This is a genomic window from Klebsiella sp. 2-CIP_Kleb. (genome assembly GCF_050378715.1).
Lineage (GTDB): Bacteria > Pseudomonadota > Gammaproteobacteria > Enterobacterales > Enterobacteriaceae > Klebsiella > Klebsiella quasipneumoniae.
The window spans coordinates 92,624-119,424 of the sequence record NZ_JBNRLG010000006.1; the positions used below are offsets into that span (position 1 = coordinate 92,624).

25 protein-coding genes and 2 pseudogenes are annotated in these 26,801 nt (G+C 60.5%); 7 read left to right on the plus strand and 20 right to left on the minus strand.

The window, feature by feature from the left end:
- Window positions 1-100 precede the first annotated feature (100 nt).
- Together ACQUTP_RS18990 and gltP are read left to right on the plus strand one after the other, a co-directional pair.
- Window positions 101-301 (plus strand): annotated as a pseudogene (locus tag ACQUTP_RS18990) (hypothetical protein).
- A gap of 111 nt (window positions 302-412) precedes the next feature.
- On the plus strand, window positions 413-1,726 hold the full coding sequence (gene gltP, locus ACQUTP_RS18995; RefSeq protein WP_004206354.1) for a glutamate/aspartate:proton symporter GltP: 1,314 nt from the start codon (window positions 413-415) through the stop codon (window positions 1,724-1,726).
- Window positions 1,727-1,760: 34 nt separating this feature from the next.
- Here the strand turns inward: gltP and ACQUTP_RS19000 are convergent, their stop codons facing one another.
- Window positions 1,761-2,447 (minus strand): tetratricopeptide repeat protein, encoded by a 687-nt coding sequence (locus tag ACQUTP_RS19000; protein WP_004206356.1) that lies wholly within the window; start codon window positions 2,445-2,447, stop codon window positions 1,761-1,763.
- 204 nt (window positions 2,448-2,651) lie between these two features.
- Window positions 2,652-4,799 carry a formate dehydrogenase subunit alpha gene (gene fdhF, locus ACQUTP_RS19005; RefSeq protein ID WP_077598907.1) on the minus strand — a complete coding sequence of 716 codons (2,148 nt, stop codon included), beginning with the start codon at window positions 4,797-4,799 and terminating at the stop codon, window positions 2,652-2,654.
- Window positions 4,800-5,071: 272 nt separating this feature from the next.
- On the opposite strand from fdhF, the gene ACQUTP_RS19010 reads away from it, so the two are divergent.
- A complete protein-coding gene (locus tag ACQUTP_RS19010; protein ID WP_004206359.1) occupies window positions 5,072-5,800 on the plus strand; it encodes a response regulator in 729 nt (242 codons plus the stop codon).
- Window positions 5,801-5,850: 50 nt separating this feature from the next.
- Here ACQUTP_RS19010 and ACQUTP_RS19015 read toward each other — a convergent pair whose 3' ends face one another.
- The 4 genes from ACQUTP_RS19015 to ACQUTP_RS19030 form a co-directional block, all read right to left on the minus strand.
- On the minus strand, window positions 5,851-6,858 hold the full coding sequence (locus ACQUTP_RS19015; RefSeq protein WP_032456858.1) for a carbohydrate kinase family protein: 1,008 nt from the start codon (window positions 6,856-6,858) through the stop codon (window positions 5,851-5,853).
- A 74-nt stretch (window positions 6,859-6,932) separates the two neighbouring features.
- On the minus strand, window positions 6,933-7,874 hold the full coding sequence (locus ACQUTP_RS19020; protein WP_186384791.1) for an ABC transporter substrate-binding protein: 942 nt from the start codon (window positions 7,872-7,874) through the stop codon (window positions 6,933-6,935).
- Between the two features lie 30 nt (window positions 7,875-7,904).
- A complete protein-coding gene (locus ACQUTP_RS19025; protein ID WP_285755503.1) occupies window positions 7,905-8,903 on the minus strand; it encodes an ABC transporter permease subunit in 999 nt (332 codons plus the stop codon).
- Window positions 8,900-10,420, minus strand: coding sequence for a sugar ABC transporter ATP-binding protein (locus ACQUTP_RS19030; protein ID WP_032456860.1), 1,521 nt, complete (start codon window positions 10,418-10,420; stop codon window positions 8,900-8,902). Before ACQUTP_RS19030 ends, ACQUTP_RS19025 begins: the two co-directional genes overlap by 4 nt.
- Before the next feature lie 179 nt (window positions 10,421-10,599).
- Here ACQUTP_RS19030 and ACQUTP_RS19035 point away from each other — a divergent pair, with 179 nt between their 5' ends.
- Window positions 10,600-12,885 (plus strand): ATP-binding protein, encoded by a 2,286-nt coding sequence (locus ACQUTP_RS19035; RefSeq protein ID WP_285755502.1) that lies wholly within the window; start codon window positions 10,600-10,602, stop codon window positions 12,883-12,885.
- 70 nt (window positions 12,886-12,955) lie between these two features.
- Window positions 12,956-13,309 (plus strand): DDRRRQL repeat protein YjdP, encoded by a 354-nt coding sequence (gene yjdP / locus ACQUTP_RS19040; protein WP_004206366.1) that lies wholly within the window; start codon window positions 12,956-12,958, stop codon window positions 13,307-13,309.
- A gap of 22 nt (window positions 13,310-13,331) precedes the next feature.
- On the opposite strand, the gene phnP is transcribed toward yjdP, so the two are convergent.
- From phnP to ACQUTP_RS19105, 13 genes and pseudogenes are all read right to left on the minus strand, one after another.
- The gene (phnP, locus tag ACQUTP_RS19045; protein ID WP_004206367.1) at window positions 13,332-14,090 is read right to left on the minus strand and encodes a phosphonate metabolism protein PhnP; all 759 of its coding nucleotides are present in this window, start codon (window positions 14,088-14,090) and stop codon (window positions 13,332-13,334) included.
- A gap of 15 nt (window positions 14,091-14,105) precedes the next feature.
- Window positions 14,106-14,669 carry a ribose 1,5-bisphosphokinase gene (gene phnN / locus ACQUTP_RS19050; RefSeq protein ID WP_004206368.1) on the minus strand — a complete coding sequence of 188 codons (564 nt, stop codon included), beginning with the start codon at window positions 14,667-14,669 and terminating at the stop codon, window positions 14,106-14,108.
- Window positions 14,669-15,805 (minus strand): alpha-D-ribose 1-methylphosphonate 5-triphosphate diphosphatase, encoded by a 1,137-nt coding sequence (phnM, locus tag ACQUTP_RS19055; protein WP_004206370.1) that lies wholly within the window; start codon window positions 15,803-15,805, stop codon window positions 14,669-14,671. The genes phnN and phnM overlap by 1 nt, the downstream gene beginning before the upstream one ends.
- Window positions 15,802-16,482 (minus strand): phosphonate C-P lyase system protein PhnL, encoded by a 681-nt coding sequence (gene phnL / locus ACQUTP_RS19060; RefSeq protein WP_004206372.1) that lies wholly within the window; start codon window positions 16,480-16,482, stop codon window positions 15,802-15,804. Before phnL ends, phnM begins: the two co-directional genes overlap by 4 nt.
- A 107-nt stretch (window positions 16,483-16,589) precedes the next feature.
- A complete protein-coding gene (gene phnK, locus ACQUTP_RS19065) occupies window positions 16,590-17,348 on the minus strand; it encodes a phosphonate C-P lyase system protein PhnK (RefSeq protein ID WP_004206373.1) in 759 nt (252 codons plus the stop codon).
- Entirely contained in the window at window positions 17,345-18,193 is an 849-nt protein-coding gene (locus ACQUTP_RS19070) for an alpha-D-ribose 1-methylphosphonate 5-phosphate C-P-lyase PhnJ (protein WP_002885202.1), read from the minus strand. Before ACQUTP_RS19070 ends, phnK begins: the two co-directional genes overlap by 4 nt.
- Window positions 18,186-19,250 carry a carbon-phosphorus lyase complex subunit PhnI gene (locus ACQUTP_RS19075; protein ID WP_017900090.1) on the minus strand — a complete coding sequence of 355 codons (1,065 nt, stop codon included), beginning with the start codon at window positions 19,248-19,250 and terminating at the stop codon, window positions 18,186-18,188. The genes ACQUTP_RS19070 and ACQUTP_RS19075 overlap by 8 nt, the downstream gene beginning before the upstream one ends.
- A complete protein-coding gene (gene phnH, locus ACQUTP_RS19080) occupies window positions 19,251-19,835 on the minus strand; it encodes a phosphonate C-P lyase system protein PhnH (protein ID WP_004206375.1) in 585 nt (194 codons plus the stop codon).
- Window positions 19,832-20,284 carry a phosphonate C-P lyase system protein PhnG gene (gene phnG, locus ACQUTP_RS19085; protein ID WP_004206376.1) on the minus strand — a complete coding sequence of 151 codons (453 nt, stop codon included), beginning with the start codon at window positions 20,282-20,284 and terminating at the stop codon, window positions 19,832-19,834. Before phnG ends, phnH begins: the two co-directional genes overlap by 4 nt.
- Window positions 20,285-21,010 (minus strand): phosphonate metabolism transcriptional regulator PhnF, encoded by a 726-nt coding sequence (phnF, locus tag ACQUTP_RS19090; protein WP_004206378.1) that lies wholly within the window; start codon window positions 21,008-21,010, stop codon window positions 20,285-20,287.
- 155 nt (window positions 21,011-21,165) lie between these two features.
- Window positions 21,166-21,600: a VOC family metalloprotein YjdN gene (gene yjdN / locus ACQUTP_RS19095; protein WP_032456862.1), complete on the minus strand. Its 435-nt coding sequence runs from the start codon at window positions 21,598-21,600 to the stop codon at window positions 21,166-21,168.
- Window positions 21,601-21,828: 228 nt separating this feature from the next.
- Window positions 21,829-22,164, minus strand: coding sequence for a zinc ribbon domain-containing protein YjdM (locus tag ACQUTP_RS19100; RefSeq protein ID WP_004206382.1), 336 nt, complete (start codon window positions 22,162-22,164; stop codon window positions 21,829-21,831).
- Between the two features lie 87 nt (window positions 22,165-22,251).
- Window positions 22,252-22,521 (minus strand): annotated as a pseudogene (locus ACQUTP_RS19105) (hypothetical protein).
- A gap of 187 nt (window positions 22,522-22,708) precedes the next feature.
- Between ACQUTP_RS19105 and proP the strand changes: the two are divergent.
- On the plus strand, window positions 22,709-24,211 hold the full coding sequence (gene proP / locus ACQUTP_RS19110; RefSeq protein WP_023291673.1) for a glycine betaine/L-proline transporter ProP: 1,503 nt from the start codon (window positions 22,709-22,711) through the stop codon (window positions 24,209-24,211).
- 49 nt (window positions 24,212-24,260) lie between these two features.
- Here proP and melR read toward each other — a convergent pair whose 3' ends face one another.
- Window positions 24,261-25,199 carry a transcriptional regulator MelR gene (gene melR, locus ACQUTP_RS19115; RefSeq protein WP_004206385.1) on the minus strand — a complete coding sequence of 313 codons (939 nt, stop codon included), beginning with the start codon at window positions 25,197-25,199 and terminating at the stop codon, window positions 24,261-24,263.
- A 239-nt stretch (window positions 25,200-25,438) separates the two neighbouring features.
- On the opposite strand from melR, the gene ACQUTP_RS19120 reads away from it, so the two are divergent.
- Entirely contained in the window at window positions 25,439-26,791 is a 1,353-nt protein-coding gene (locus tag ACQUTP_RS19120) for an alpha-glucosidase/alpha-galactosidase (protein ID WP_285755499.1), read from the plus strand.
- The last annotated feature ends 10 nt before the right edge of the window (window positions 26,792-26,801 follow it).

Below are 26,801 nucleotides of genomic sequence, written 5' to 3' on the forward strand. Positions count from 1 at the left end.
GGCTTTTTTTCTCCTTTGAACTTGTTAAATATATGTCAAACAAACGTTAAGAGTAGGGGTTTTGACAGCTTTGTTTGTTAATTGGGGGGCAGATCACGCAATGATTCAACTGAGTGAAATTTCGTCAAATGAAACTTTGAAGTGAAATAATTACGCAAATGAATTTATAGAAATGGATGATGTGAAATATTTTTTATTACAAATACTTATGCAAGGTAACTGGGGGAAATTCGCTGCTTTATGCAGAAAAGCAGAGGAAAGCCCTGTTCTTAAAGGCTTGCGCAGCATGCCGTGCAAATGATACTGATATTGCGCGTTAAATAACCCCACAAAGCAACGCAACACAATTCATACCCCCTGCAGTGGGTACCATGACGAAAAGGAATGGTGCCTTTCATTGAGGAAGTCAGTAGTGAAGAAAACAAAAAAAGTCAGTCTGGCCTGGCAAATTTTGCTAGCCCTGGTGCTGGGTATCCTTCTGGGCAGTTATCTGCATTACCACGCCGAAAGTCGCGATTGGTTGATTAGCAATTTGCTGACACCGGCGGGCGATATCTTTATCCATCTGATTAAAATGATCGTGGTCCCGATTGTTATTTCGACCCTGGTGGTCGGGATTGCCGGCGTGGGCGATGCCAAACAGTTAGGCCGGATCGGCGCCAAAACGATTATCTATTTCGAAGTGATCACCACGGTGGCGATCGTGCTGGGTATCACCCTGGCCAACGTCTTTCAGCCGGGAACGGGCATTGATATGTCGCAGCTGGCGGCGGTTGATATTTCGAAATACCAGAATACCACCGCTGAGGTGCAGAGCCATGCGCATGGCCTGATGGGCACCATCCTGTCGCTGGTGCCAACCAACATCGTGGCGTCGATGGCGAAAGGCGATATGCTGCCGATTATTTTCTTCTCGGTGCTGTTTGGTCTGGGGCTCTCCTCGCTGCCGGCGACGCACCGTGAACCGCTGGTGACGGTCTTCCGCTCCATCTCCGAAACCATGTTCAAAGTCACCCATATGGTGATGCGCTATGCGCCGATCGGGGTGTTCGCCCTGATTTCAGTGACCGTCGCCACCTTCGGGTTCGCCTCGCTGTGGCCGTTGGCCAAGCTGGTGCTGCTGGTTTACTTCGCGATCCTGTTTTTCGCGCTGGTGGTGCTGGGGATTGTCGCCCGCCTGTGCGGCCTGAGCATCTGGATCCTGATCCGCATCCTAAAAGATGAGCTGATTCTGGCTTACTCCACCGCCAGCTCCGAGAGTGTGCTGCCGCGAATTATCGAGAAAATGGAAGCCTATGGCGCGCCGGCGTCGATCACCAGCTTCGTGGTGCCGACCGGCTACTCCTTTAACCTCGATGGCTCAACGCTGTATCAGAGCATTGCGGCGATCTTTATCGCCCAGCTCTACGGCATCGACCTCTCCATCTGGCAGGAGATCACCCTGGTGCTGACCCTGATGGTGACCTCGAAGGGGATCGCTGGCGTGCCGGGCGTCTCCTTTGTCGTGCTGCTGGCCACCCTGGGCAGCGTCGGGATCCCGCTGGAAGGTCTCGCCTTTATCGCCGGCGTTGACCGTATCCTCGACATGGCGCGTACCGCGCTGAACGTGGTGGGCAATGCGCTGGCGGTGCTGGTTATCGCCAAGTGGGAGCATAAGTTCGACCGTAAAAAAGCGCTGGCGTATGAACGCGAAGTGCTGGGCAAGTTTGATAAAACCGCCCAATAAAACACAAAGCCCGGCGCGAGTGCCGGGCTTTTTCTTATCCTTTACTGATCCTGTCAAACTCTTCGCAGCCGGTATCAAATCCCTCAAGACAGCTAACGTTCAGCCAGTGCAGCGCCTTCTGCTTATTCGGTTCGATAAAGCCTTTCTCCCCCTGCTGGAACATCATCCCGGCCCAGTATTCGGCATAGCCGGTCCGCGAGAGCGCTGAGCTGCCTTTGAAGTATTCGCTCGCTTTCACATCATCTTCCGGGCCGTGCACACCGCTGGCGTAGATCAGCCCGAGCAGCATCTGGGCGTCTACCGCCGCATCGCTTTCGCTGTCCTGGGCGGCATCCTGCAGGAGCGTGATGGCGTGCGCCACGTCGGTGGGACCGGCCTGACGGTTCACCAGCACCCGCGCGAGGACGATTTCCCCGGATTTACTGCCGGCCTTAACGGCTTTTTCCGCCAGCTGGCGGGCCTGCGGATAGTCCGCCTGCTGCGGATTGCGAATTTTGAGCTGCGCCAGCAGGGCCAGCGCGTCACCATCGCCTTGCGCCGCTGCTTTCTGGGCCCAGAATTCGGCTTTCTGATAATCGCCGGAGCTGACCCAGGTATCCGCAAGGTAATATTGCGCGCGACGATCGCCGGCTTCCGCCTGCTGTTGATACTGACTGCCGGGTTCGGTGGCCACCGCTGCGCCGCTGGTGAAAACCAGTAAAAATAAAAAGAGGTATTTCATTTGTATTTATTATCAGCAAGGAACATAGCGCGCAGTATAAAGGGAGGCGAAAAAGAAGAAAATGGCGGGAATTAGCGGGGTGAATACCCGGATAGCGGCGCGTAGCGCCTTATCCGGGCTACGGTTCGGTATTCGGTTGGTAGCCCCGGTAAGCGTAAGCGCCACCGGGGAGGGTTCCCGGATATCGGGTATGGCCGTCGAACCTTAACCCATCGCGCTTTCGCGCAGGCGGGATTTCAGCTTGTTGTACTCGTCGATCACGTACTGTTCCGCCGCGCGCTGATCGGCAATCCGCTCAACGTTGACCGCGCAGTACTTGTACTCCGGCGTTTTGGTTATTGGGCTCAGGTTCTCCGACACCAGCTCGTTACAGGCGCCAATCCACCACTGGTAGGTCATATACACCGCGCCTTTATTCGGCCGGTCGCTGACCTGCGCGCGGGTGATGATCCGACCCTTGCGCGAATTCACCCACACCAGCGCTTCATCCTCAATGCCTAACCGTTCGGCGTCGGCGGTGTTGATTTGCGCATAGCCAGGCTCATCCGCCAGCGCCGCCAGCGCCGCGCAGTTACCGGTCATTGAACGGCACGAGTAGTGGCCGACTTCGCGCACCGTCGACAGCACCATCGGGTACTCGTCGGTGAGCTTATCGATCGGCGCGACCCAGTCGCAGGTGAAGAACTGCGCCAGCCCGTTCGGGGTATCGAACTTCTCTTTAAACAGATACGACGTCCCCTGATCGGCGTCGGACTCATCGCGGCACGGCCACATCACATAGCCGAGCTCACCCATTTTCTCGTAGGTGGCGCCGTAGAAGTCCGGGCACAAATGCCGCAACTCGTCCCAGATCTCCTGGGTGTTGTTGTAGTGCATCGGATAACCCATCCGGGTAGCGATTTCGCTGATGATCTGCCAGTCGGTTTTCAGATCCCACTTCGGCTCCACGGCTTTAAAGAAGCGCTGGAAGCCGCGGTCCGCTGCGGTGTACACGCCTTCGTGCTCGCCCCACGACGTGGACGGCAGGATGACGTCGGCCGCGGAGGCGGTTTTGGTCATGAAAATGTCCTGGACGATCACCAGTTCCAGATCGTCGAACGCTTTGCGCACCGCTGACAGTTCAGCATCGGTCTGCAGCGGATCTTCACCCATAATGTACGCCGCCCGCACTTCACCGTGCGCCGCGCGGTGCGGCAGCTCGCTGATGCGATAGCCGGTATGCGCCGGCAGGCTGTCGACGCCCCAGGCTTTGGCGAACTTCTCGCGGTTTTCCGGGAACTTAACGTACTGGTAGCCTGGATAGGTATCCGGCAGCGCACCCATATCGCAGGCGCCCTGGACGTTGTTCTGGCCACGCACCGGGTTGACGCCGACGCTCGGTTTGCCGAGGTTGCCGGTGAGGATCGCCAGGCTGGTCAGGGAACGCACGGTCTCCACGCCCTGGTAGAACTGGGTAACGCCCATGCCCCACAGAATGGCGGCGGATTTGGCGCTGGCGTACATCCGGGCGCAGGCGCGGATCTCCTGGGCGCTGACCCCGGTGATCTCCTCCACCGACTCCGGCGTGTAGCCTTCAACGATTTTGCGATACTCCTCGAAGCCTTCGGAACGGCTGGCGACGAAGGATTTATCGTACAGATCCTCTTCAATAATCACGTGGCCAATCGCGTTGAGCAGCGCGATATTCGAGCCGTTCTTCAGCGCAATGTGCATATCGGCGATGCGCGCGGTTTCAATTTTGCGCGGGTCGCAGACGATAATTTTCGCCCCGTTGCGTTTAGCGTTAATGACGTGATTCGCCACGATAGGGTGGGAATCCGCCGGGTTGTAGCCGAAGATAAACACCAGATCGGTGTTATCAATCTCTGTGATGGCATTACTCATGGCGCCGTTACCGACCGACTGGTGCAGACCTGCAACCGAAGGGCCGTGTCAGACGCGAGCGCAGCAGTCGACGTTATTGGTACCAATAACGGCGCGCGCGAATTTTTGCATCACATAGTTGGTTTCATTACCGGTGCCGCGGGAGGAGCCGGTGGTTTGGATCGCATCCGGGCCATATTTGGCTTTAATGGCGCTGAGGCGAGTGGCGACGTAATCCAGCGCCTCATCCCAGGAGACAGCTTCCAGCTTGCCGCCGCGTTGACGACGGATCATGGGGGTTTTCAGGCGCGGCGTCAGGATCTGGGTATCGTTAATAAAGTCCCAGCCATAATAGCCTTTCAGGCACAGGGTTCCCTGGTTGGTTTTCCCCTGCGCCGCTTCAGCCCGAACGATTTTGCCGTTATCGACCACCAGATTGATTTTGCAACCTGATGCGCAATACGGGCAAACCGTGACGACTTTTTTCATCGGTCTTGCTCCAGTTATTCAATGGGCGCGTTTGCGCTATCGCGCCGTCACTATGCATCTTCTATGCCATATTTTCATTGTGGGTATTCCTTGATGATACGCGGCTTTTTTGGGCGAAATGCTGACGAAAAACAGCCTGTCGACAGATTTGACGTGTCGATACCCTGGAGATGTGACGGCGCTTGAAAAAATGTCACCGGGAGAGGAATTTGTCGGCGCAGCCTTGCAGAATCGATCAGACTGACACTAACTCCCCGCGGGCAGAGGCAAAGATGAAACCGGTCATTTTAGTGGTCGATGACGACATAGCGATGGGCGAGCTGCTCAGAGATGTGCTCGGCGCGCACGCGTTTGAGGTGCTGGTCTGCCAGACCGGCGGCGACGCGCTGGCGACGGTGGCGCAGCGGGCGGACATCGCGCTGGTTTTGCTGGATATGATCCTGCCGGATACCAATGGCCTGCAGGTGCTTCAGCAGCTGCAGCGCACCCGGCCGGAGCTGCCGGTGGTGATGCTCTCCGGCCTGGGCAGTGAGTCCGATGTGGTGGTGGGCCTGGAGATGGGCGCCGATGATTACATCGCCAAACCGTTCAGTTCGCGGGTGGTGGTCGCCCGGGTGAAGGCGGTGCTGCGGCGCAGCGGGGCGCTGGCCAGCGAGGCGCCGGGCGTCGCCGCCGGCCTGACGTTCAACGGCTGGCGGCTGGATACCACCCGCTGTGAGCTGTATAACCCGCAGCAGCAGGCGATCCCGCTGACCCAGGGAGAATACGGTTTGCTGCTGGCGCTGGCGCAGAACGCCCGCCGGGTACTGAACCGCGAACAGTTGCTGGCGCTGACCCATACCGAAAGCACCGAGGTGTTCGACCGCACCATCGATGTGCTGATCATGCGCCTGCGGCGCAAAATCGAGCTGAACCCGCATCAGCCGACGCTGATTAAAACGCTGCGCGGCCTGGGCTATGTCTTTTCCGCCGACGTGACCCACAGCGAGAAGGCGGCATAGGGCGGGAAGCTGTCTAACCGGCCTGGCCATTGCTGGGGGAGTCAACCCTTCTAATTATTCTGCAACTGAATAAACGTCTGTAGCTCAGTGAGCGTTTTGGCGCCGTCGATCGCATTGGCAGCCTGCAGGCTGGCGCGGGCGCAGGCGTGGGCCAGCTGCAGACTGTCGGTTAACGGCCAGCGTTCGTGGCTGCCGTACAGCAGGCCGGCGCAGAAGGCATCCCCGGCGCCGACGCTGCCGACAATCTCCTCCGGCGGCAGCCGCCATGACGGCACCCAGCGCCCGGCTTCAGTACGTGAGACGCCCCATGCCCCCTCCGGGCAGTGGATCACCACCCGTTGGCGCACGCCGGCGTCAAGCAATGCGCTGGCGGCGCTGGCGATATTGGCGACGTGCGGCTCGCCGTTGGGTAGCCGAATCTCCAGCCCGCTAAACTCGCTGGCTTCCAGTTCATTGATGGTCAGGTAGTCAAGATGCGCCAGCGCCGGCAGGACCAGCGGGCGGTAGCGCGGGTCGCCCTTGCGCGACACCAGATCGAGGGAAACCTCATAGCCTCGCTCGCGCATCTGCGCCAGCAGTCGCGCGCTGCGGGTGCCGTACACTTCGTCGGGGCGATCGAGACTCTCAAGCAGCAGCAGATAGCCGAGATGGAAAATTTTCAGCGGCGCATCCAGCGGCTCAAAGGCCGGAAGGTCAAGCAGGCGGTTGGCGCCGGGAGAGTGAAAGAAGGTGCGCTGGCCTTCGGCGTCGGTCATCACCTGAGTCATCGAGGTGGGGGCGGAGCTGGTGCGCTGCACAAGCTGGCGATTGATATGGTACTGATCGAGCATGGCGGTAATGTAGTCGCCATCGTTATCCTCGCCAATCAGGCCGACCGCCTGCAGCGGCAGTCCGGCGTGCATTTTGGCCAGGGTCAGCAGGACATTCAGCGGCGCGCCGCCGGTGGCGCGTTCGCTGTGAATAATTTCCACCAGCCAGCCGCGCTCCGGCCACTGTCTGATCTGGTGGACATGATCGACCAGCATGTTGCCTGCGGCAATAATGCCTTTGCGTTCCATGATCGCTACTCCGCGCCGTCATACCTGTTAAGCGTAGCGCACAATCGGCGGAACGATTGTGCGCCGGGTTACGCTTATTTCACGGTCCAGCCTTTGTAGGAACTGACGTTGTTTTTGTCGATCATGGTCACCGGGATCAGCACCGGCGCGGTTGGGGCCGGTTTGCCCTGCAGGATGTTGTAGCCAATTTCCACCGCCTTCGCCGCCATCACCTGCGGATCCTGCGCCGGCGTCGCGACGAACAGCGAGTTCTTACGCTTCAGCGCCTCTTCGCCGTCCGGGCTGCCGTCGACGCCGACGATGAAGAACTCGCTGCGCTGCGCCTGTTTCGCCGCCAGATCGGCGCCAATCGCCGTCGGATCGTTGATCGCGAACACGCCGTCAATCTTCGGATTGGCCGCCAGCAGGGAGGTCATCACCTCCAGTCCGCCTTCCCGGCTGCCTTTCGCGTTCTGGTTGGAGGACAAAATTTTAATATCCGGGTGTTTTTTGAACTCCGTTTCGCAGCCTTCGACGCGGTTTTGTACGGCGGAGACCGGCGGCCCGTTGATGATCACCACGTTGCCTTTGTTGTTCAGACGATCGCTAATGTATTTACAGGCCAGCTCGCCCGCCTGGGTGTTATCGGAGGTGATGGTGGCGTCGGCCCCTTCGGCGGCAACGTCAACCGCCACCACCACGATCCCGGCCTCTTTGGCCCGTTTCACCGCCGGGCCAATGCCTTTCGAATCGGCGGCGTTGAGGATAATCATATCGACTTTGGCGGCGATAAAGTTATCGATCTGCGCCACCTGCTGGCCCAGATCGTAGCCGCTGGAGACCAGCGTCACTTTGACGTTATCCCCCGCCAGCTTGCGGGCCTCCAGCTCCGCGCCCTTGGTGATCTGCACAAAGAACGGGTTGGCAAGGTCGCCCACCGTCACGCCAATCGCTTTCAGCTCTTTGGCCGACGCAAAAGGGGAGGCGGCCAGCAGCGCGCCAGCACACAGCGCGGTGACTATCGGTTTTAAACACATTCGCTTTTCCTCGCAGGTAAGATGGTGTTGTTATGCACTTTGATGATGTCGGGTACGGTATTTGTCGATCAGCACCGCAATGATGATCACCGCCCCTTTGATCACCAGTTGCCAGAAGTAGGAGACCCCCATCAGGGTCATACCGTTATTGAGGGTGGCGATAATCAGCGCCCCCACCAGCGTACCGGTGATGGTGCCGATCCCGCCGACGAAGCTGGTGCCGCCAAGAATGACCGCGGCGATGGCGTCCAGCTCGTAGCCGACTCCGAGGTTACCGTTGGCGCTGTACAGCCGGGAGGCGCTCATCACTCCGCCAAGGCCGGAGAGCAGGCCGCTCATGCCATAGACAAACAACAGCACCAGCCAGACTTTAATGCCGGTCAGCCGCGCCGCCTGCATGTTGCCGCCCACCGCGTAGATATGCACCCCAAGGGTGGTTCGGCGCAGGATAAACCAGCACACCGCGATAACCGCCAGGGTGATGACCACCAGCCACGGCACCGGGCCGAGGTAGTCATTGCCGATCCACTCGAAGCTGATATCGGAGTTGATCACCGTGGTGCCGTCGGCCAGCAGATAGGCGGCGCCGCGCAGCGCCGTATAGGTGCCGAGAGTGACAATAAACGGCGGTAGCCCGGCGAAGGCCACCAGCGCGCCGTTGAACAGGCCGAGCAGCAGGCCGAGCATCAGCGCCGCCGGAATCGACAGCAACGCCAGCTCCGGGATCAGCGAGACCACCATTGCCGCCACCGCGGTGGTGCCGAGAATGGAGCCGACGGAAAGGTCAATGCCGCCGGTGAGGATGATGAAGGTCATTCCCGCCGCCAGCACAATGTTGATCGAGGCCTGGCGGGTGATATTCAGCAGATTGCTTTCCGTGAAGAAGTTGGGGGCGATAAAGCCGAAGACGGCGACGATCAGGATGAGGATCGGCAGAATGCCGACGGTCTGCATCAGGTCGCCCATCAGCATTTTTTTCGCCGAAGCGGATGTCGCGACCGGCGCGGAGGTCTCTTTCGGTATGCTCATAGTTGCCCTGCCTTAAGGTGAGAATCGTTCACGCCGGTGGCCAGCGTCATGATCTGTTCCTGGCTGATATCGCCGGACTGCAGCTCGCCGGCGATAGTCCCTTCGCGCATCACATAGACCCGGTCGCTCATGCCCACCACTTCAGGCAGTTCGCTGGAGATCATCAGAATAGCGACGCCCTGGCGCGCCATGTCGTTCATGATGCGGTAAATCTCGCTTTTTGCGCCGACGTCGACGCCGCGGGTGGGTTCATCGAGGATCAGAATGCGTGGGCCAATCGCCACCCAGCGCGAAATTAACAGCTTCTGCTGGTTGCCGCCGGACAGTCCGCCGGCGCGCACCTGGGCGTGCGGCACGCGGATGTTCAGCAGCTGGATGGCGTCATCGGAAATAGTTTGCGCCTTACGGCGATTGAGCATCCCCCAGGTCGCGTCGCGCTCCAGCGTCGCCATGGTGATGTTTTCCTGGGCCGCCAGTTCGAGAAACAGGCCCTGCTCTTTGCGATTTTCGGTCAGAAAGCCGATTCCATGGTCGATGGCTTCGCGCGGCGAGTGGATCACCACCGGCTCGCCGTCGATCTCGATCACCCCGCCGGTGGCTTTGCGCACGCCAAAGATCAGCTGCGCCAGCTCGGAGCGTCCGGCGCCGACCAGCCCGGCGAGGCCAACGATTTCGCCAGCATGCACCACCAGGCTGCTGGGCTTAACCTTGCCGCCATCGGTCAGATCCTCGACCCGCAGGCGCGGCTGGCCGCGGGGAATATCGCGCTCTTTATTGAACAGATCGCTGAGCGGACGGCCGACCATCATGCGCACCAGCTCCGGTGCGTTGAGCTTGTCGCGCACCAGGCTGCCGACATACTGCCCGTCGCGCAGGACGCTGACCCGGTCGGAGAGCTCATACACTTCCGCCATGCGGTGGCTGATATAGATAATCGCCATCCCCTCATCGCGCAGGCGCAGGATGAGGTCGAACAGGCGCTGGGTTTCCCGCGAGGAGAGGGCGGCGGTGGGTTCATCCATCACCAGAATGCGGCTTTGACGGTGCAGGGCGCGGGCGATCTCCACTTGCTGCTGCTCGGCGATGGTCAGGGTCATCACCCGGTCGCTGGCCCTGAACTGGGCGCCGAGACGGTCGATCACCGCCTGCGCCTGGCTGAGCATGGCTTTGCGCTGCACCAGGCCACCGCGCGCCAGCTCGCTGCCGAGGAAAATGTTTTCCGCGACGGTCAGGTTCGGCGCCAGCTGCATCTCCTGGTAGATCAACGTGATCCCGGCGGCCAGCGCGTCCTTGGGGCCGCGGATCGTTTGCGGTTTTCCGTCGATCAGGATCTCGCCGCTGGTGGCGGTATAGGCGCCGGCGAGGATCTTCATCAGCGTGCTTTTTCCGGCGCCGTTCTCCCCCATCAGGGCGTGGATCTCGCCGGGCCAGACCGTCAGGTCGACGCCCTTTAGCGCGTAGAATTTGCCAAAAGCTTTGGCGATATGGCGCATTTCCAGTACCGGGGTGGCGGTCATCACGGCGCTCCTGTCTGCGAGAACAATAGCAGCAGTCCACCACCGGAAAATAAATGCAGGATGTCAGAATCCATTCATATTTGTCATAGTGATAAATAGTTAACCGCGATCACAGTTACGCGGCGTCATTTTCTGCACCGTCACGCCTATATGCCGACCGTTCCTTCACCGGAGTTGCTATGACCGCTCGCCGACACCCGTTTTTCACCAGCGCCCGTGGCCGCCTGCTCTCCTTTAATCTGCTGATGGTGGTCGTCACCCTGCTGGTGAGCGGCGTGGCGGTGTTCGGCTTTCACCACGCCAGCCAGCTGCAGGAGCAGGTGCAGCGCCAGACCCTCAACGATATGCGCGGCAGTATGGATCTGGCGCGGGACACGGCGAATGTCGCCACGGCCGCGGTGCGCCTGTCGCAGGTGGTGGGCGCGCTGGAGTACAAAAGCGAAGCGGAACGGCTGCTGGCGACGCAGCAGGCGCTGAAGCACTCGCTGGCTCAGCTGGCAGCGGCTCTGCTGGCGCAGCAGGAGGAGGCGCTGGTGGCCAGTATTATTCGCCGCAGCAACGCGCTGCAGCGGAGCGTGGCGGAGATGCTGGAGCGCGGCCAGCGTCGTCATCTGCAGCGCAATGCGCTGCTGAGTTCGCTTTACCAGAATCAGAGCAACCTGCGCCATCTCGCCGATCTTAACGATCGCGGCGGGGACCGGGCGATCGATCCTCGTCGGCTAGCCGAGATGGACCGGCTGATCGCCGCCGCGATCCATACCGTCACGCCGCGGTCGATCGTTCTGCAGCTCGACCAGCTGCGCGGCGACCTGCCGGCTCAAAGCGCCGATCCCGCGCTGGCGTTTGTTCTCCCCGACGTCACCCGGGAGCTGGCGAAGCTGGCCCCGCTGTCGGCCCAGCTGGAGGAGAGCGACCTGACGATCAGCTGGTACATGTACCACATCAAAGCGCTGGTCGCGCTGCTTAACGACGACATCAATCAGTACGTGACCCGGGTGGCGGAAGCCTCCGAACAGCGGGCGGCGCAGAGCCATCGGGAGCTGCGCTCCATCAGCATGTTTATTCTGCTTTCCGCGCTGCTGGCGCTGGCGATCACCGGCTGCGCCGGGTGGTACATCTACCGTAACCTGGGCTCTAACCTGACCGCTATCTCGCGGGCGATGTCGCGGCTGGCTCAGGGAGAGCCGAACGTCTCGGTGCCGGCCCTGCAGCGGCGCGACGAGCTGGGCGAACTGGCGCGCGCCTTTAACGTTTTCGCGCGCAATACGGCGTCGCTGGAGCACACCACCCGGCTGCTGAAAGAGAAGACCACCCAGATGGAGATCGATAGGATTAAGCGTCAGGAGCTGGAGGAGGCGCTGTTGCACAGCCAGAAGATGAAGGCCGTCGGCCAACTGACCGGAGGCCTGGCGCATGATTTTAACAACCTGCTGGCGGTGATCATCGGCAGCCTTGAGCTGGTGGAGCCGAATGCGCAGGATGCGCCACGCCTCACCAGGGCGCTGAAGGCGGCGGAACGCGGGGCGCTTCTGACCCAGCGGCTGCTGGCCTTTTCGCGTAAGCAGGCGCTGCATCCCCAGGCGGTGGCGATGGCGCCGTTGCTGGAGAACCTCAGCGAGCTAATGCGTCACTCCCTGCCGGCGACCTTGAGCCTGGAGATTGAGGCGCAGTCGCCGGCGTGGCCGGCATGGATAGACGTCGGCCAGCTGGAAAACGCCCTGATTAACCTGGTGATGAACGCCCGCGACGCCATGGCCGGGCGCGCGGGCGTCATTAAAATTCGTACCTGGAATCAGCGGGTCACCCGCAGCAGCGGCCAGCGGCAGGATATGGTGGCTCTGGAGGTGATCGATCACGGCTGCGGCATGTCGCAGGCGGTGAAAGCCCGGGTGTTTGAACCCTTCTTTACCACTAAAGCCACCGGCAGCGGCAGCGGCCTGGGGCTGTCGATGGTGTATGGCTTTGTGCGCCAGTCGGGCGGCCGGGTGGCGCTGGAGAGCGCGCCGGGGCAGGGGACGACGGTGCGGCTGCAGCTGCCGCGGGCGATGACCGAGGTAGAGAAGGCGGCGGTGCCGGTGGAAGACGAACCAATCCCGGCGGGAGAACGGCTGGCGCTGGTGCTGGAAGATGAAGAGGATGTTCGCCAGACGCTGTGCGAACAGCTGCATCAGCTGGGCTGGCTGACGCTGGAAACCGCCAGCGGGGAAGAGGCGCTGCAGCTGCTGGAGGCCTCGCCGGATATTGCCCTGTTGATTAGCGATCTGATGCTGCCCGGCGGGCTGAGCGGCGCCGATGTGATCCATACCGCGCGCCGCCGCTTTCCGGCGCTGCCGGTGCTGCTGATCAGCGGTCAGGATTTGCGCCCGGCGCAGAACCCGGCCCTGCCGGAGGTGGAGTGGCTGCGTAAGCCCTTTACCCGCGCTCAACTGGCGCAGGCGCTGAGTGCAGCGTACGCGAGGATTTGAGATTCCTCCGCTACCCGGGCGGCATGCCGATGATTAAGGTAGCGGCAGGACTCTGATGAGATTGGCCCCGATGAAACGTTACGCAATCGCACTGCTCTTTTGCACTCTGTCGCTGACCAGCCTGGCCGCCCGCGCCGATATTATCGATGACGCGATCGGCAATATTCAGCAAGCCATTAACGACGCCTATAACCCGGGTAGCAGTCGCTCTGATGACGACGACAGATACGATGACGATGGCCGGTATGATGACGGGCGCTATCAGGGAAGTCGCCAGCAGAGCCGTGACAGCCAGCGTCAGCATGACGATCGGCAACGCCAGCTGGACGATCGCCGCCGTCAGCTGGATGAACGCCAGCGCCAGCTCGATCGCGATCGCCGCCAGTTAGAAAGCGATCAGCGTCGTCTGGACGATGACTATTGATCGCCCCGCAGCAGACCGACGCCTAATCCAGCACGATTTCCATCCCGTCATAACCCGCTTCGAAACCTTCCGGTAGCGGGTTATCCATCATCCAGACGTCAAACTGATGGCTGATATGGGTGAGGATCACCCGCGGACAGCCTATCGCCTGGTTAAGGGCGCGAACGGTATTGAAATCGTTATGGTTACGCGGGGTCTGCGCCCGCGGCTCATGGCTGCAGTCGATGATCATCGCCTGCGGGCGGTTGCTGAGTAAAAACTTCAGCGTCTTGTCCGGCAGCCCGGCGGTATCCGAGAGCCAGGCTACCCGACTGTGGGCCGACTCCAGCAGATAACCGAAGGTGAGCTTCGAATGGTTGAGCGGCAGGGGCGTTACCCGCAGGCCCTGCAGCTCAAACACCACAAACGGCGTGACGGTATGGCTGAAGTCGAGCAGGCCGGGGTGCTTGAGCAGATCGTCGCAGCCGGCGTCGTCCGGCGGGCCGTAGACCGGGATCGGCGCGCCCACGCCCCAGCGCAGCGGAAACAGCCCCTGCACATGATCCAGGTGATAGTGGGTTAGCAGCACCTGCTGAAAGCTGCCGGCGGGATGATGTTCCATCAGATCCGGTCTGCCGGCGTCCAGCAGCGTCACTGCGCTGTTGAACGTCACCACCCCGCTACAGGGGCGTCGGCGATGGCTTTCCTCGCGGCGGGCGCGGCGGCAGGCCGCGCAATCGCAGCCAAAGGCCGGCACCAGCTGAGCGCCGCCGGTGCCGGTTAAGCGGAGGGTCAGGCTCATCGTGTCACCTTTGGTTTATACCAGCGGATCCGCTTCGCGCACCGCGTGGCTGCGCAGCAGGCGGAAAAATTCATCGACCGATTGTCGGAGACTGCCGTCGTTATTCAGCGTCAGGCAATCGTCCGGCTTATAGCGCGCGGCGCGGTCCAGACGCTGGGCGATATCCACCGCATTTTCCCGGCCGCGCTGCTCCAGCCGCTGGCGCAGCACCGGCGGCGAGACGGCGAGACAGATCGGCACCAGCACCTCGCCGTAGCGTTCCCGCGCCAGCGCCAGATGGGCGCGGGAGCCATTGGCCACCACGTCGAAGCCGGCGTGCAGCCACAGGTCGATCTCCACGCCAATGCCATAGTAAGTATGGTTGGCGTGCCAGCTGAGGGCAAAGAGATGCTGCTCGGCGCGGGTAAAAAATTCATGTTCGCTGAGGGCGATATGGTTTTCGTTACCGGCGTTAAAGGGCCGGGTAATGTAACGATGCGCCACCAGCAGCTGCGGGTGCTCGCGCTGGCGCAGCGCCGCCAGCAGGCTGTCTTTCCCGGAGCCGGAGGGGCCCACCAGCCAGATCAGTTTTCCCGGCATTAAAAGACCCTCCTTCCCTGGCGCCAGACATGGTCGATGTGGACATGCTCGCCGCGACGGTGCGCCAGCACCAGGTCGGCGCGTTTCCCCTCGGCGATGACGCCGCGATCGTCAAGGCCCAGCGCCTGCGCCGGATGTTTGCTGACCAGACGGATCGCCTGCGCCAGGGTGAAGGCGTTATCCTCGGCGTCGGCGATGCGGAATGCGGCATCCAGCAGGCTGGCGGGATAGTAGTCGGAAGAGAGAATGTCGAGCAAACCGTGGTTCGCCAGCAGGTGGGCGGCGACGTTGCCGGAGTGGGAACCGCCGCGCACGATATTCGGCGCCCCCATCAGGACGTGCATCCCGTGCTGACGTGAAGCCTGCGCCGCGGCCAGGGTGGTGGGAAACTCGGCGATGACGCTACCCAGCTGGTGGGATTCAGCCACATGCGCCTCGGTGGCGTCGTCGTGGCTGGCGAGGGCGATACGGCGGGCGCGGCACATGGCGGCGATGGTCTGGCGATTGGGCTGCGACCAGGTGGCGGCCAGAGCCATCTGCTCGGCTTCAAAACGGTCCATTTCGTCATGCGTCAGATGATATTTTCCCTGATAGTAATCGCGGTACTTGCTGCGATCGGCGTACTGACGCTGGCCGGGCGAGTGGTCCATCAGAGAGACCATGCTCACCGACTCGCGGTCGATCAGCTTTTCAAACAGCGGCAGCGTGGTGTGATGCGGCAGCTCGCAGCGCAGGTGCAGACGGTGCTCTGCGCGGTTAAGACCGCGCTTTTGCGTCTCTTCCACCGCATTGACCATCTTCTCCAGATTCTCAAGACGATCGCCGCCATCGCGCACGTCGCCAATCGCCACGGCGTCCAGCACGGTGGTGATGCCGCTGGCGACCATCATTGCGTCGTGGCTGCTCATCGCCGAGTGGGCCGGCCAGTCTACCTTCGGCCGCGGGGTAAAGAACTTGTCGAGGTTATCGGTATGCAGCTCGATAAGGCCCGGCAGCAGCCAGCCGCCTTCCCCATCCAGCGCCTGCGGCAGCCGGCTCTGGCTTTCAGCGAAGGCGAGAATGCGACCGTCCTGGACTTCCAGCGAACCGTGGACCACGTCATCGTCGAGAACCAGTTTTACGTTATTGATAATCATGCTGTTATTCCCATGGGGTGCAGCCGGTCGGCGACCTGACGGCGTACCCCTTCGTCATGGAAAATCCCGACGATGGCCGCGCCGCGCGCTTTGGCATCGTGGATCAGGTCGACCACGGCAGCACTGTTTTTGCCATCCAGTGAGGCGGTGGGTTCATCGAGGAGCAGGATCGGATAGTCGACCGCAAAACCGCGGGCGATATTGACCCGTTGCTGTTCGCCGCCGGAAAAGGTCGACGGCGCAAGGTGCCACAGACGTTGCGGAACGTTGAGGCGGGTCAGCAGCTGGGCGGCTTTGGCGGCGCTCGCTTCACGCGGCGTCCCGAGATCGAGCAGCGGCTGCATCACCACCTCCAGCGCCGAAATACGCGGGATCACCCGTAGAAACTGGCTGACCCAGCCGATGGTGGTTTTGCGCACTTCCAGCACCTTGCGCGGCGTGGCGGTGACCAGGTCCACCCATTCGTCGCCGTGGCGGATATGAATATGGCCGCTGTCCGGCAGATAGTTGGCGTACAGCGAACGCAGCAGGGTCGATTTGCCGCTGCCGGAGTGACCGTGGAGCACCACGCACTCCCCGGCGTTAACGGTCAGCGAGGCGTCGGCCAGCACCGGCAGACGCACGCCGTGCTGCTGGTGCAGAACAAAGGTTTTATGGACGTTTTCAACGCGGATCATGTTAGCTCTCACGAGGTTGGGTTGCCGGGTGGCGCTTCGCTTACCCGGCCTACGAATAACGCACCTGTGGGCCGGGTAAGGCGCAGCCGCCACCCGGCAAAACAGCATTAATTCTGCAACACCGACGACACCAGCAGCTGGGTATAAGGATGGTGCGGATCGTCGAGCACCCGGTCGGTTAAGCCACTTTCCACCACCTGGCCCTGCTTCATCACCAGCAGTCGGTTCGCCAGCAGGCGGGCGACGCCGAGATCGTGGGTAACAATCACTACCGCCAGATTCAGCTCCACCGCCAGGCCACGCAGCAGATCAAGCAGCCGCGCCTGCACGGACACATCCAGCCCGCCGGTGGGTTCATCCATAAACACCAGCTTCGGCTGGGTGACCAGATTGCGGGCAATCTGCAGACGCTGCTGCATGCCGCCGGAGAAGGTGGTGGGCAGGTCGTCGATGCGCGAGGGCGGGATCTCCACCTCCTGCAGCCACTTTTCAGCGGTGGCGCGAATGTTGCCGTAGTGGCGGGCGCCGGTGGCCATCAGCCGTTCGCCGATGTTGCCCCCGGCGGAGACCTGGCGACGCAGACCGTCCATTGGGTGCTGATGCACCACCCCCCATTCGGTGCGCAGCAGGCGGCGGCGTTCGGCTTCGCTCATGGCGTACAGCGAGCGCTGCTGGTACAGCACCTCGCCCCGCTGCGGCGTCAGGCGGGCGGAGATTGCCTTCAGCAGGGTGGTTTTACCGGAGCCGGACTCGCCGACGATGCCGAGCACTTCTCCCGGCCACAGCTCGAAGGAGACATCGCGAAAACCTTTATCCGGGGCGTAGAGATGGGTCAGGTTATTCACAGCAAGTAATGGCTGGTTCATTTTTTCTGCCCCTCGCTCTGCTGGCGGCAATAGTCGGTATCGGAGCAGACAAACATCCGCTGGCCGCTGTCATCCAGCACCACTTCGTCGAGGTAGCTGTGGCGCGAGCCGCAGATGGCGCAGGGTTCATCCCACTCCTGGACGGTAAATGGGTGGTCGTCGAAATCGAGACTCTCCACCGGGGTATAGGGCGGCACGGCGTAGATCCGCTTTTCGCGCCCGGCGCCGAACAGCTGCAGCGCCGGCATCATATGCATTTTCGGGTTATCGAATTTCGGGATCGGCGAGGGATCCATCACGTAGCGGCCATTGACCTTCACCGGGTAGGCGTAGGTGGTGGCGATATGGCCGAAGCGGGCGATATCTTCATACAGTTTCACCTGCATCACGCCGTACTCTTCCAGGGCGTGCATGGTGCGGGTTTCGGTTTCACGCGGCTCGATAAAGCGCAGCGGCTCCGGGATCGGCACCTGGTAGATCAGGATCTGATCCTCCACCAGCGGCGTCTCCGGGATGCGATGGCGGGTCTGGATCAGGGTGGCGTCTTCGGTACGCTCGGTGGTGGCGACGCCGGTAACACGCTTAAAGAACTGACGAATCGACACCGCGTTGGTGGTGTCATCGGCGCCCTGGTCAATCACCTTCAGCACGTCGTTCTCGCCGATGACGCTGGCGGTCAACTGGATGCCGCCAGTGCCCCAGCCGTAGGGCATCGGCATTTCGCGACCGCCGAACGGCACCTGGTAGCCGGGAATGGCTACCGCTTTGAGAATAGCCCGGCGGATCATGCGCTTGGTTTGCTCGTCGAGATAAGCAAAGTTATAGCCAGTCAGTGGGTTAGCCACGTTCGTTCTCCCGTTGCAGGCGTTTCAGCAGCGCCAGTTCGGCCTGGAAATCGACATAGTGCGGCAGCTTCAGATGCGAGACGAAGCCGGCGGCTTCAACGTTATCGGCGTGGGCCAGCACAAACTCTTCATCCTGGGCGGGACCGGCAATCTCTTCGTCATAGTCCGCCGCCTGCAGGGCGCGGTCGACGAGGGCCATGGCCATCGCTTTGCGCTCGCTCATGCCGAAGGTCAGACCGTAGCCGCGGGTGAAGTGCGGCGGCTCATCCTGCGGGGCGACGAAGCCGTTGACCATTTCGCATTCGGTGAGCAGCAGCTCGCCAATATTGACGCTAAAGCCCAGCTCTTCCGGGACAATCTCCACCTGCACGTAGCCGCTGCGGATCTCGCCGGCAAACGGATGGTTGCGGCCATAGCCGCGCTGAGTCGAATAGGCCAGCGCCAGCAGGTAGCCTTCATCGCCGCGCATTAGCTGCTGCAGGCGCGAAGAACGTGAGCAGGGGTAGACCGGCGGGGTGCGGGTGATATCGTCGGGCGGTGTGCCGCGATCTTCCTCGGCCTTCGCCAGACCCTGCTGCGTGAGCAGGCTAAAGACGTGCGGCGTCGGCTGCGTGTCGCACTCGGCTTGCTGCACAGAAGGCGCTTCGCCGTTTGCCAGCAGGGTAAAATCGAGCAGGCGGTGGGTGTAGTCGTAAGTGGGGCCCAGCAGCTGGCCGCCGGGGATATCTTTGTACACTGCCGAGATGCGGCGTTCGAGACGCATTTTGGCGGTGTCGATCGGTTCGCTAACCGCCAGCCGCGGCAGGGTGGTGCGGTAGGCGCGCAGCAGGAAGATCGCTTCGACGTTATCGCCGCTGGCCTGTTTGAGCGCCAGCGCCGCCAGTTCGCGGTCGGCGATGCCGCCCTCGGTCATCACCCGGTCCACCGCCAGATTGAGCTGTTCGCCTATCTGGTCAACGCTCAGTTCGGGAAGCCGTCCATCGCCCCGTCGTTTCTGTTCCTGTAAGGCGTGAGCGGCGCGGATCGCCTTCTCGCCGCCCTTGACGGCAACGTACATTTAGCAAACCTCCACGTGAGTGGTGCGCGGGATCGCCAGCAGGCGCTCGCCGCAGGTGAGGATCAGATCAATGCCCAGCGGGAACGGGTGTGGGCGCTCCGTCAGTTCGTCAATGATGCAGTCCGGCAGCTGAGGGGCGATCATTCGCTCTTCGGCAATGCCCGCCCCGGTCAGGCGCAGCATGCGTCCGCCGCTAAGGCTGGCGAGCTGAACGATCAGCGTGACGCCGGTCTCCGGGGCGGTGACGGTGCCAGCGGAGAGGACGTTGAGCTGCTCGGCGCTGATGCCGTCATTGGCGACGGCAAAGACCGCCTGCTGCGGCTGGTCCACCAGCGGCGCGCCGGTATGAAAGCGCAGATTCTGTCCCACCAGATCGTTATGCAGAGCGCTGGCGAGCCAGACCGGCGTTTCGTGATCGGCAAGGGTCAATAGCAGGCTGGTGGAAGCGACGTTCAGCGGCTGCCAGCCGTGCTGTAACTGCTGCAGGGAGACAATCACCCCCGGCTCGCTCATCGCTTTCAGCAGGCGACGAAAACTGTGTTGGGCATCCTGCACAGCCAGGGAAAAAGCGGGTTGTAAGGTCATGCGTTATCTCCGCGAACCAGGGTAAAGAAGTCGACCCGGCTGGCGTTGACTTCGGCGCGTCGGGCTTCAATGCGCGCGCTGCGTAGCGCTTCCAGCGGGGTTATCAGGGTTTCCATTAAATTGTGAAAATGGCGGGGTGACTGCAGCAGGGCGTCGATGGCCGCGCAGCGTTCGGCGTGCGGGCGGTCGCGGCCTAAGATCCAGCTGTAGCCGAGCGTTCCGTCGGCCAGACGTACCGCGGCGCGGGTGAGCGTGGCGTCGCCGGCGAAGAAACGGTCGCCGATACCGCCCATCCGGGCCTGAAGCTGCACCAGGCCAGTCTCGGGAGTGCGGATCAGTTCATACTCCGGCGCCAGCTGCAGGGAGTGCATGCGCGCCAGAAGATCTTGCGGTTCACTGTGGGCCAGCACGGACATCCAGCGCTGGCGGGTGGCGGTATCGAAGTGCATTCAGTGCTCCATGGTGAATTCAATCATGTCGGCGCGGGTGAGGCTGACGGAGTATTCGGTGGCGGCCTGCTCGCCCTGGCGGCTGTTGAGGGTGCGGACGCAGAGCAGCGGCGCCATATTGGGGATCTCCAGCAGTTTGCTCTCTTTCGCCTGTGCGCGACGGGCGCTGATTTTGGTGCGCACCCGGGTCAGTTCGACGTCAAGCCGATCGCGCAGCAGGTCGTGCAGCGAGCCGTGGCTGAAGGTCTGTAACACCGGCCAGAAGCGCAGGTCGGCGAAGTAGTGGTCAATCAGGCACAGGGCGACGCCATTGACCCGGCGCAGGGTGCGCAGATGAATGACGTTCTCGCCCTCGCTAATACCAAAGGCTTCGGCAACGTGCGCGCTGGCGGGGCGCAGTACCGACAGCAGTTTTTCGCTGGTGGGATCGCTGCCTTGTTCCAGCAGGTTTTGGCTGAAACGCGCCTGGGCGTTGAGCGGGTAATCGATCGGCCGCATCAGCACCAGCACGCCCACGCCCTGACGGCGTTGTACCCAGCCGCGCTCAACCAGCTGGTCGATCGCCCGGCGCAGGGTGTGGCGGTTAACGTCGAAGCGCGTCGCCAGCTGCTGCTCGGCGGGCAGATAGTCACCGCAGCGATAGTGGTGGCGCAACTCCTGCTCAAGCCGGGCGGCGATTTCCTGATAGCGCGTGGGATAACTGGTCGGATGTCTGGACAGGTGCATGGTCATCAAGCCTCACACAGCATAGGCGAGGAGCTTCCTCGCGTTGTGAGCCGATCCTGACCGGTTTATGTTGCAGTTCGGTTAAGTGATGATGACTAAAGGATGAAGAGTTAATGCCAGACGGATGACAGGGCGGCCAGGCCGCCCTGGCGGGGTCAGCCTTGTTTGACCACGTTGATCATCCAGGGAACGCCAAAGCGATCCACGACTTTGCCGAAGCCGTGGGCCCAGAAGGTTTCCTGCCAGGCCATCTCAATGCGTCCGCCGACCGCCAGCGCTTCGAACCAGCGCTGACCTTCAGCGACATCCCTGGGATCGAGGACGAGGGTGAAGCCGGCGTAGTGTTCATCGGGCCCGAAGGCGCTGTCGCTTAGCATCAGCTCGCCGTTGCCGATGCGCAGGCTGGCGTGGGCGATGGCGTCATTCGCCATCTTCTGGCCAGACGGGCAGCCGTCAGAGGCTTCCTGCGCCGAAGGCGGCATTTCGCCAAAGGTCATTTTAAACATCAGCTCCGCGCCCAGCGTCTGCTGATAGAAGGCGATCGCCTCGGCGCAGTTGCCCGCAAAGGCAAGGTAGGGACTTAAGGACATGGTGAATACCTCAGTGACCGTAACCCGTAAAGCGTAGTCGCCCGCAGCGGGATTGAGCCAGACGGCAGCGCGAAAATGGGGGTGGGAATACCGCTGCAGGGGGCAGCATAAATAGCGGCGGCTGGCCGGATAAATAACCGGATACGCAGGGAGGCGAGGGACCGTCAGGATATCGGGAGCGGCGACGGCGATAGGGGAAAATAATCGCGTCGCCTGCCCGGAAATAAATCAGTTCTTTTTGACGAATTCAGATTTCAGCTTCATCGGGCCAAAACCGTCAATTTTGCAGTCAATATTGTGATCGCCTTCGACCAGGCGGATATTCTTCACTTTGGTGCCGATTTTCAGCATCGAAGAGCTGCCTTTAACCTTCAGATCCTTCACTACCGTGACGCTGTCGCCATCGGCCAGTAAATTGCCGTTGGCATCTTTAACGATCAGAACGTCGGTTTCTTCCGTGGCTTCGGCAGGGTTCCACTCATGGGCGCATTCCGGGCAGATGTACATGCCGTTGTCTTCATAAGTGTAAGTCGAATCGCATTTTGGGCAGTGTGGCAGTTGCATGACGTTCCTCGTGATGTCGTCGAAAAACAGGACGTTGGTCCTTTAAACAGTGGCTGAGAGCCGAAAGTGGGTGTGATTATAGCGCAATCACCCACTTTTGTCGGGTGTTTTTTTGATAAAAAATAGCCGTGGTGTTATTCCGGGAAGAAGCGAATAAACGCTGAAATTAACCGCCCGAGGTGGAGCAAAATCGACGAAATAATTTCCGGGCGATCGGCAGGAAATGAACTTATTTATTTTTCGACACTCTGTAATTAGGCGGTAAATTTATGTGAAGTTGATCGCAGATATAAACACTGTTAGGGTAAAAAAGGGGAGCAGGTCAATTTCATCAATTATCACGATGAGCCGCTCTATTTATTCACCAGTAGTCAGAGCAGGCGTCAACAGGTTCGGTTGTACATTCTGTCAGCAGACAGTGCAGGCAAACCTGCTACGCTTGAAATGAGGAGCACAGCAATTCACCGCTCCTGACGCACGATGCGAATGGCTTTGCCATTCGGCGAAGAGGCGTGCACTCAAGGCGGAGTAGCAGAGGAAAAATATGCTTAAAAGGAAAAAAATAAAGCCCATCACCCTTAAGGATGTGACCATCATCGACGATGGTAAACTGAAAAAGGCGATCACCGCGGCCTCCCTGGGCAACGCGATGGAGTGGTTCGATTTCGGCGTCTACGGCTTTGTGGCCTACGCCTTAGGTAAAGTCTTCTTCCCCGATGCCAACCCAAGCGTGCAGATGATTGCCGCACTCGGCACCTTTTCCGTTCCATTTTTAATTCGTCCGTTAGGCGGCCTGTTCTTCGGGATGCTGGGCGATAAATATGGTCGGCAGAAAATTCTCGCGATAACTATCGTGATCATGTCGATAAGTACTTTCTGTATCGGCCTTATTCCTTCGTATGCCACGATAGGTATCTGGGCGCCGATCCTGCTGCTGCTGTGTAAAATGGCGCAGGGCTTCTCGGTCGGTGGTGAATATACCGGGGCATCGATCTTCGTCGCGGAATACTCCCCTGACCGTAAACGCGGGTTTATGGGCAGCTGGCTGGACTTTGGCTCCATCGCCGGGTTTGTGATGGGGGCTGGCGTGGTGGTCCTGATCTCCAGCGTAGTGGGGGAACAGAACTTCCTTGAGTGGGGTTGGCGTATCCCGTTCTTCCTGGCGCTGCCGTTAGGCATCATCGGGCTCTATCTGCGCCATGCGCTGGAAGAAACCCCGGCGTTCCAGCAGCATGTGGACACCATGGAGCAGGGCGACCGTGAAGGTCTGCAGGACGGGCCGAAGGTCTCCTTTAAAGAGATTGCCACTAAGCACTGGCGCAGCCTGCTGACCTGTATCGGTCTGGTGATTTCCACTAACGTGACCTATTACATGCTGCTGACCTACATGCCGAGCTACCTGTCGCATAACCTGCACTACTCGGAAGACCATGGGGTGCTGATCATCATCGCCATCATGGTCGGGATGCTGTTTGTACAGCCGGTTATCGGCATGCTCAGCGACCGCTTCGGCCGCCGTCCGTTTATCCTGATTGGTAGCGTGGCGCTGTTTGCCCTGTCGATCCCGGCCTTCATTATGATCAACAGCAACGTGACGAGCCTGATCTTCGCCGGTCTGCTGCTGCTGGCGGTGGTGCTGAACTGCTTTATCGGCGTGATGGCCTCATCGCTGCCGGCGATGTTCCCGACCCACATCCGCTTCAGCGCTCTGGCCAGCGCCTTTAACATCTCGGTGCTGATTGCCGGTCTGACGCCAACCCTGGCGGCGTGGCTGGTGGAGACCACCCAGAACCTGATGATGCCGGCATACTACCTGATGGTGATCGCGGTGGTGGGTATGGCGACGGGCCTGTCGATGAAAGAGACGGCTAACCGTCCGCTGAAAGGGGCGACCCCGGCGGCGTCGGATATTCAGGAAGCGAAAGAAATCCTTGGCGAGCACTACGATAACATCGAACAAAAAATCGAAGATATCGATCAGGAGATCGCCGATCTGCAGGCAAAACGGTCGCGTCTGGTGCAGCAGCATCCGCGTATCAACGACTAACTGTTTTCACTGCTAATCATGCCGCCTGGGGAAACCCCGGCGGCATTTTTTATGCCTCCGGCAAGGCCAGACCGTGACGACGCTGTTGGCTAAGTTTACGGTACTGCTGCGGCGGCATCCCCACGTAGCGGGTAAAGGTGCTGTAGAAACGGCTGCTGGAGCGGAAACCGGCGGTGAGGGCGATATCCAGGATGGTCTTGTCGGTATCGCTCAGCAGCGCCCGCACGTGATTGATACGCATGGCGGTAATGTACTGCTTCATGGTTTGCTGCATCACTCTCTGGAATACCCCCATCGCATAGTTCGGGTTGAGCTTAACGTGCTCGGCGACGGCATTGACGGTCAGCGCCTGGTCGTAGTGGGCGGCGATAAATTCCAGCATCTGGCTGACATAAAACTGCGCATGGCGCGAGACGCTGTTCTTATGGGTGCGCGAGGTTTTGTTGACCAGAATCGGCTGCCAGCCGGCGAGGCTCAGCCGCTTCAGCATCAGGGCGATTTCATCGATCGCCAGCTGGCGAATCTGTTCATTGTCGTGGTTCAGCTCCTGCTGCCAGCGGCGCACCTCGAAGGCGCTCAGCTGCTGGGCGGCGAGGGATTTAATCACCATCCCGTGAGTGACGTGGTTGATCAGCTCCCGGTCCAGCGGCCATGAGAGAAACAGATGCATCGGCAGGTTAAAGATCGCCATCTGCTGGCAATCCCCCGGGCGGGTCAACTGATGCGGCGTACAGGCCCAGAACAGAGTGATATAGCCTTTCTCTATGCGCACCACTTCGTTATTAATCAAATATTCCACGTCGCCATCGAACGGCACGTTGACCTCCACCTGGCCATGCCAGTGGCTGGTAGGCATGGCGTGCGGCGGGCGCAGCTCGATATCCATACGCTGATACTCAGAGTAGAGCGCCAGCGGGCTGCGGCTCTGCTTTTCATCGCTGCTGCACATAAAGGGATCGGGGGGCAGGGAGGTGAAGCGGTATTCCATCGTTAGCGTATTCCTGAATTGTCAGAGTGGCTGCATTTTTCGCCAGAACTGACGACAGCTTAGCGGAAGAATCGGCCCATTTTCTCTCCTTTTTGCGCAATCTGTTCCCGAAAACTCAGATTTTGTGGCGCTTAATGGCCGATCTGAGCTTTCGGGAATGCTCCGGTTGGAACAGGGCAGCGCAACGCTGAACGGCGTGCCACTCTGCAAGGGTTCAATGACCTGATGGAGAGAGCGTAATGACCGCCCCAAAAATTACCTTTATCGGCGCCGGTTCGACGGTGTTCGTTAAAAATATTCTCGGTGATGTTTTCCAGCGCCCGGCGCTGAAATCGGCGCATGTCGCGCTGATGGATATCGATGACACCCGACTGGAAGAGTCGCATACCGTGGTGCGCAAGCTGATGGATTCCGTCGGCGCGAAGGGCGAAATCAGCTGCCATCGCGATCGCAAAACCGCCCTGCAGGGCGCTGATTTCGTTGTGGTCGCCTTCCAGATTGGCGGCTATGAGCCCTGCACCGTCACCGATTTTGAGGTCTGTAAACGCCATGGCCTGGAGCAGACCATCGCCGATACGCTGGGCCCGGGGGGCATTATGCGCGCCCTGCGCACCATACCGCACCTGTGGGCCATCTGCGACGACATGACCGAGGTCTGCCCGGACGCCACCCTGCTTAACTACGTCAACCCAATGGCGATGAACACCTGGGCCATGTACGCCCGCTACCCGCATATTAAACAGGTTGGCCTGTGCCACTCGGTGCAGGGAACGGCGGAAGAACTGGCTCGCGATCTTGACCTCGATCCGGCGGATTTACGCTACCGCTGCGCCGGGATCAACCATATGGCGTTCTATCTGTCGCTGGAGAAAAAGCTCGCCGACGGCAGCTACGTCAGTATCTATCCCGACCTGCTGCAGGCCTACGCCGACGGGCGGGCGCCGAAGCCTAACCTGCACGGCAACCCGCGCTGCGAAAACATCGTCCGCTATGAGATGTTCAAAAAGCTCGGCTACTTTGTGACCGAGTCGTCGGAGCATTTTGCCGAATACACGCCATGGTTTATCAAGCCGGGCCGCGAGGACCTCATCGCCCGTTATAAAGTGCCGCTGGATGAATACCCGAAACGCTGCGTCGAGCAACTGGCCAACTGGCATCAGGAGCTGGAGAGCTATCAGCGCGGCGAGCGCATCGAGGTGAAGCCATCCCGCGAGTATGCCAGCACCATCATGAACGCCATCTGGACCGGCGAGCCAAGCGTGGTGTATGGCAACGTGCGCAATGACGGCCTTATCGACAACCTGCCGCAGGGCTGCTGCGTGGAAGTGGCTTGCCTGGTGGACGCCAACGGCATTCAGCCGACCAAAGTGGGCGCGCTGCCGGCGCATCTGGCGGCGCTGATGCAGACCAATATCAACGTGCAGACGCTGCTTACGGAGGCGATCCTCACCGAAAATCGCGATTACGTCTATTACGCCACGATGATGGACCCGCACACCGCCGCGGTGTTGGGGATCGAAGAGATCTACGCGCTGGTGGACGATCTGATCGCCAGCCACGGCGACTGGCTGCCGTCCTGGCTGCATCGTTAATCTTCTCATG

Excerpts from the sequence above, each read along its gene's own strand:
- phnG (WP_004206376.1), bottom strand. The coding sequence starts at position 20,284 with ATGCACTTCGATACCGCCACCCGCCAGCGCTGGATGTCCGTGCTGGCC.
- phnP (WP_004206367.1), bottom strand. The coding sequence starts at position 14,090 with ATGAGCCTGACCCTCCGCTTAACCGGCACCGGCGGCGCTCAGCTGGTG.
- yjdP (WP_004206366.1), top strand. The coding sequence starts at position 12,956 with ATGAAACGTTACGCAATCGCACTGCTCTTTTGCACTCTGTCGCTGACC.
- ACQUTP_RS19030 (WP_032456860.1), bottom strand. The coding sequence starts at position 10,420 with ATGACCGCCACCCCGGTACTGGAAATGCGCCATATCGCCAAAGCTTTT.
- ACQUTP_RS19020 (WP_186384791.1), bottom strand. The coding sequence starts at position 7,874 with ATGTGTTTAAAACCGATAGTCACCGCGCTGTGTGCTGGCGCGCTGCTG.
- phnK (WP_004206373.1), bottom strand. The coding sequence starts at position 17,348 with ATGAACCAGCCATTACTTGCTGTGAATAACCTGACCCATCTCTACGCC.
- ACQUTP_RS19035 (WP_285755502.1), top strand. The coding sequence starts at position 10,600 with ATGACCGCTCGCCGACACCCGTTTTTCACCAGCGCCCGTGGCCGCCTG.
- phnM (WP_004206370.1), bottom strand. The coding sequence starts at position 15,805 with ATGATTATCAATAACGTAAAACTGGTTCTCGACGATGACGTGGTCCAC.
- ACQUTP_RS19015 (WP_032456858.1), bottom strand. The coding sequence starts at position 6,858 with ATGGAACGCAAAGGCATTATTGCCGCAGGCAACATGCTGGTCGATCAT.
- ACQUTP_RS19100 (WP_004206382.1), bottom strand. The coding sequence starts at position 22,164 with ATGCAACTGCCACACTGCCCAAAATGCGATTCGACTTACACTTATGAA.
- phnL (WP_004206372.1), bottom strand. The coding sequence starts at position 16,482 with ATGATCCGCGTTGAAAACGTCCATAAAACCTTTGTTCTGCACCAGCAG.
- ACQUTP_RS19025 (WP_285755503.1), bottom strand. The coding sequence starts at position 8,903 with ATGAGCATACCGAAAGAGACCTCCGCGCCGGTCGCGACATCCGCTTCG.
- ACQUTP_RS19010 (WP_004206359.1), top strand. The coding sequence starts at position 5,072 with ATGAAACCGGTCATTTTAGTGGTCGATGACGACATAGCGATGGGCGAG.
- phnH (WP_004206375.1), bottom strand. The coding sequence starts at position 19,835 with ATGACCTTACAACCCGCTTTTTCCCTGGCTGTGCAGGATGCCCAACAC.
- phnF (WP_004206378.1), bottom strand. The coding sequence starts at position 21,010 with ATGCACCTGTCCAGACATCCGACCAGTTATCCCACGCGCTATCAGGAA.
- proP (WP_023291673.1), top strand. The coding sequence starts at position 22,709 with ATGCTTAAAAGGAAAAAAATAAAGCCCATCACCCTTAAGGATGTGACC.
- ACQUTP_RS19075 (WP_017900090.1), bottom strand. The coding sequence starts at position 19,250 with ATGTACGTTGCCGTCAAGGGCGGCGAGAAGGCGATCCGCGCCGCTCAC.
- ACQUTP_RS19120 (WP_285755499.1), top strand. The coding sequence starts at position 25,439 with ATGACCGCCCCAAAAATTACCTTTATCGGCGCCGGTTCGACGGTGTTC.
- yjdN (WP_032456862.1), bottom strand. The coding sequence starts at position 21,600 with ATGTCCTTAAGTCCCTACCTTGCCTTTGCGGGCAACTGCGCCGAGGCG.
- melR (WP_004206385.1), bottom strand. The coding sequence starts at position 25,199 with ATGGAATACCGCTTCACCTCCCTGCCCCCCGATCCCTTTATGTGCAGC.
- ACQUTP_RS19000 (WP_004206356.1), bottom strand. The coding sequence starts at position 2,447 with ATGAAATACCTCTTTTTATTTTTACTGGTTTTCACCAGCGGCGCAGCG.
- phnN (WP_004206368.1), bottom strand. The coding sequence starts at position 14,669 with ATGCCGGGAAAACTGATCTGGCTGGTGGGCCCCTCCGGCTCCGGGAAA.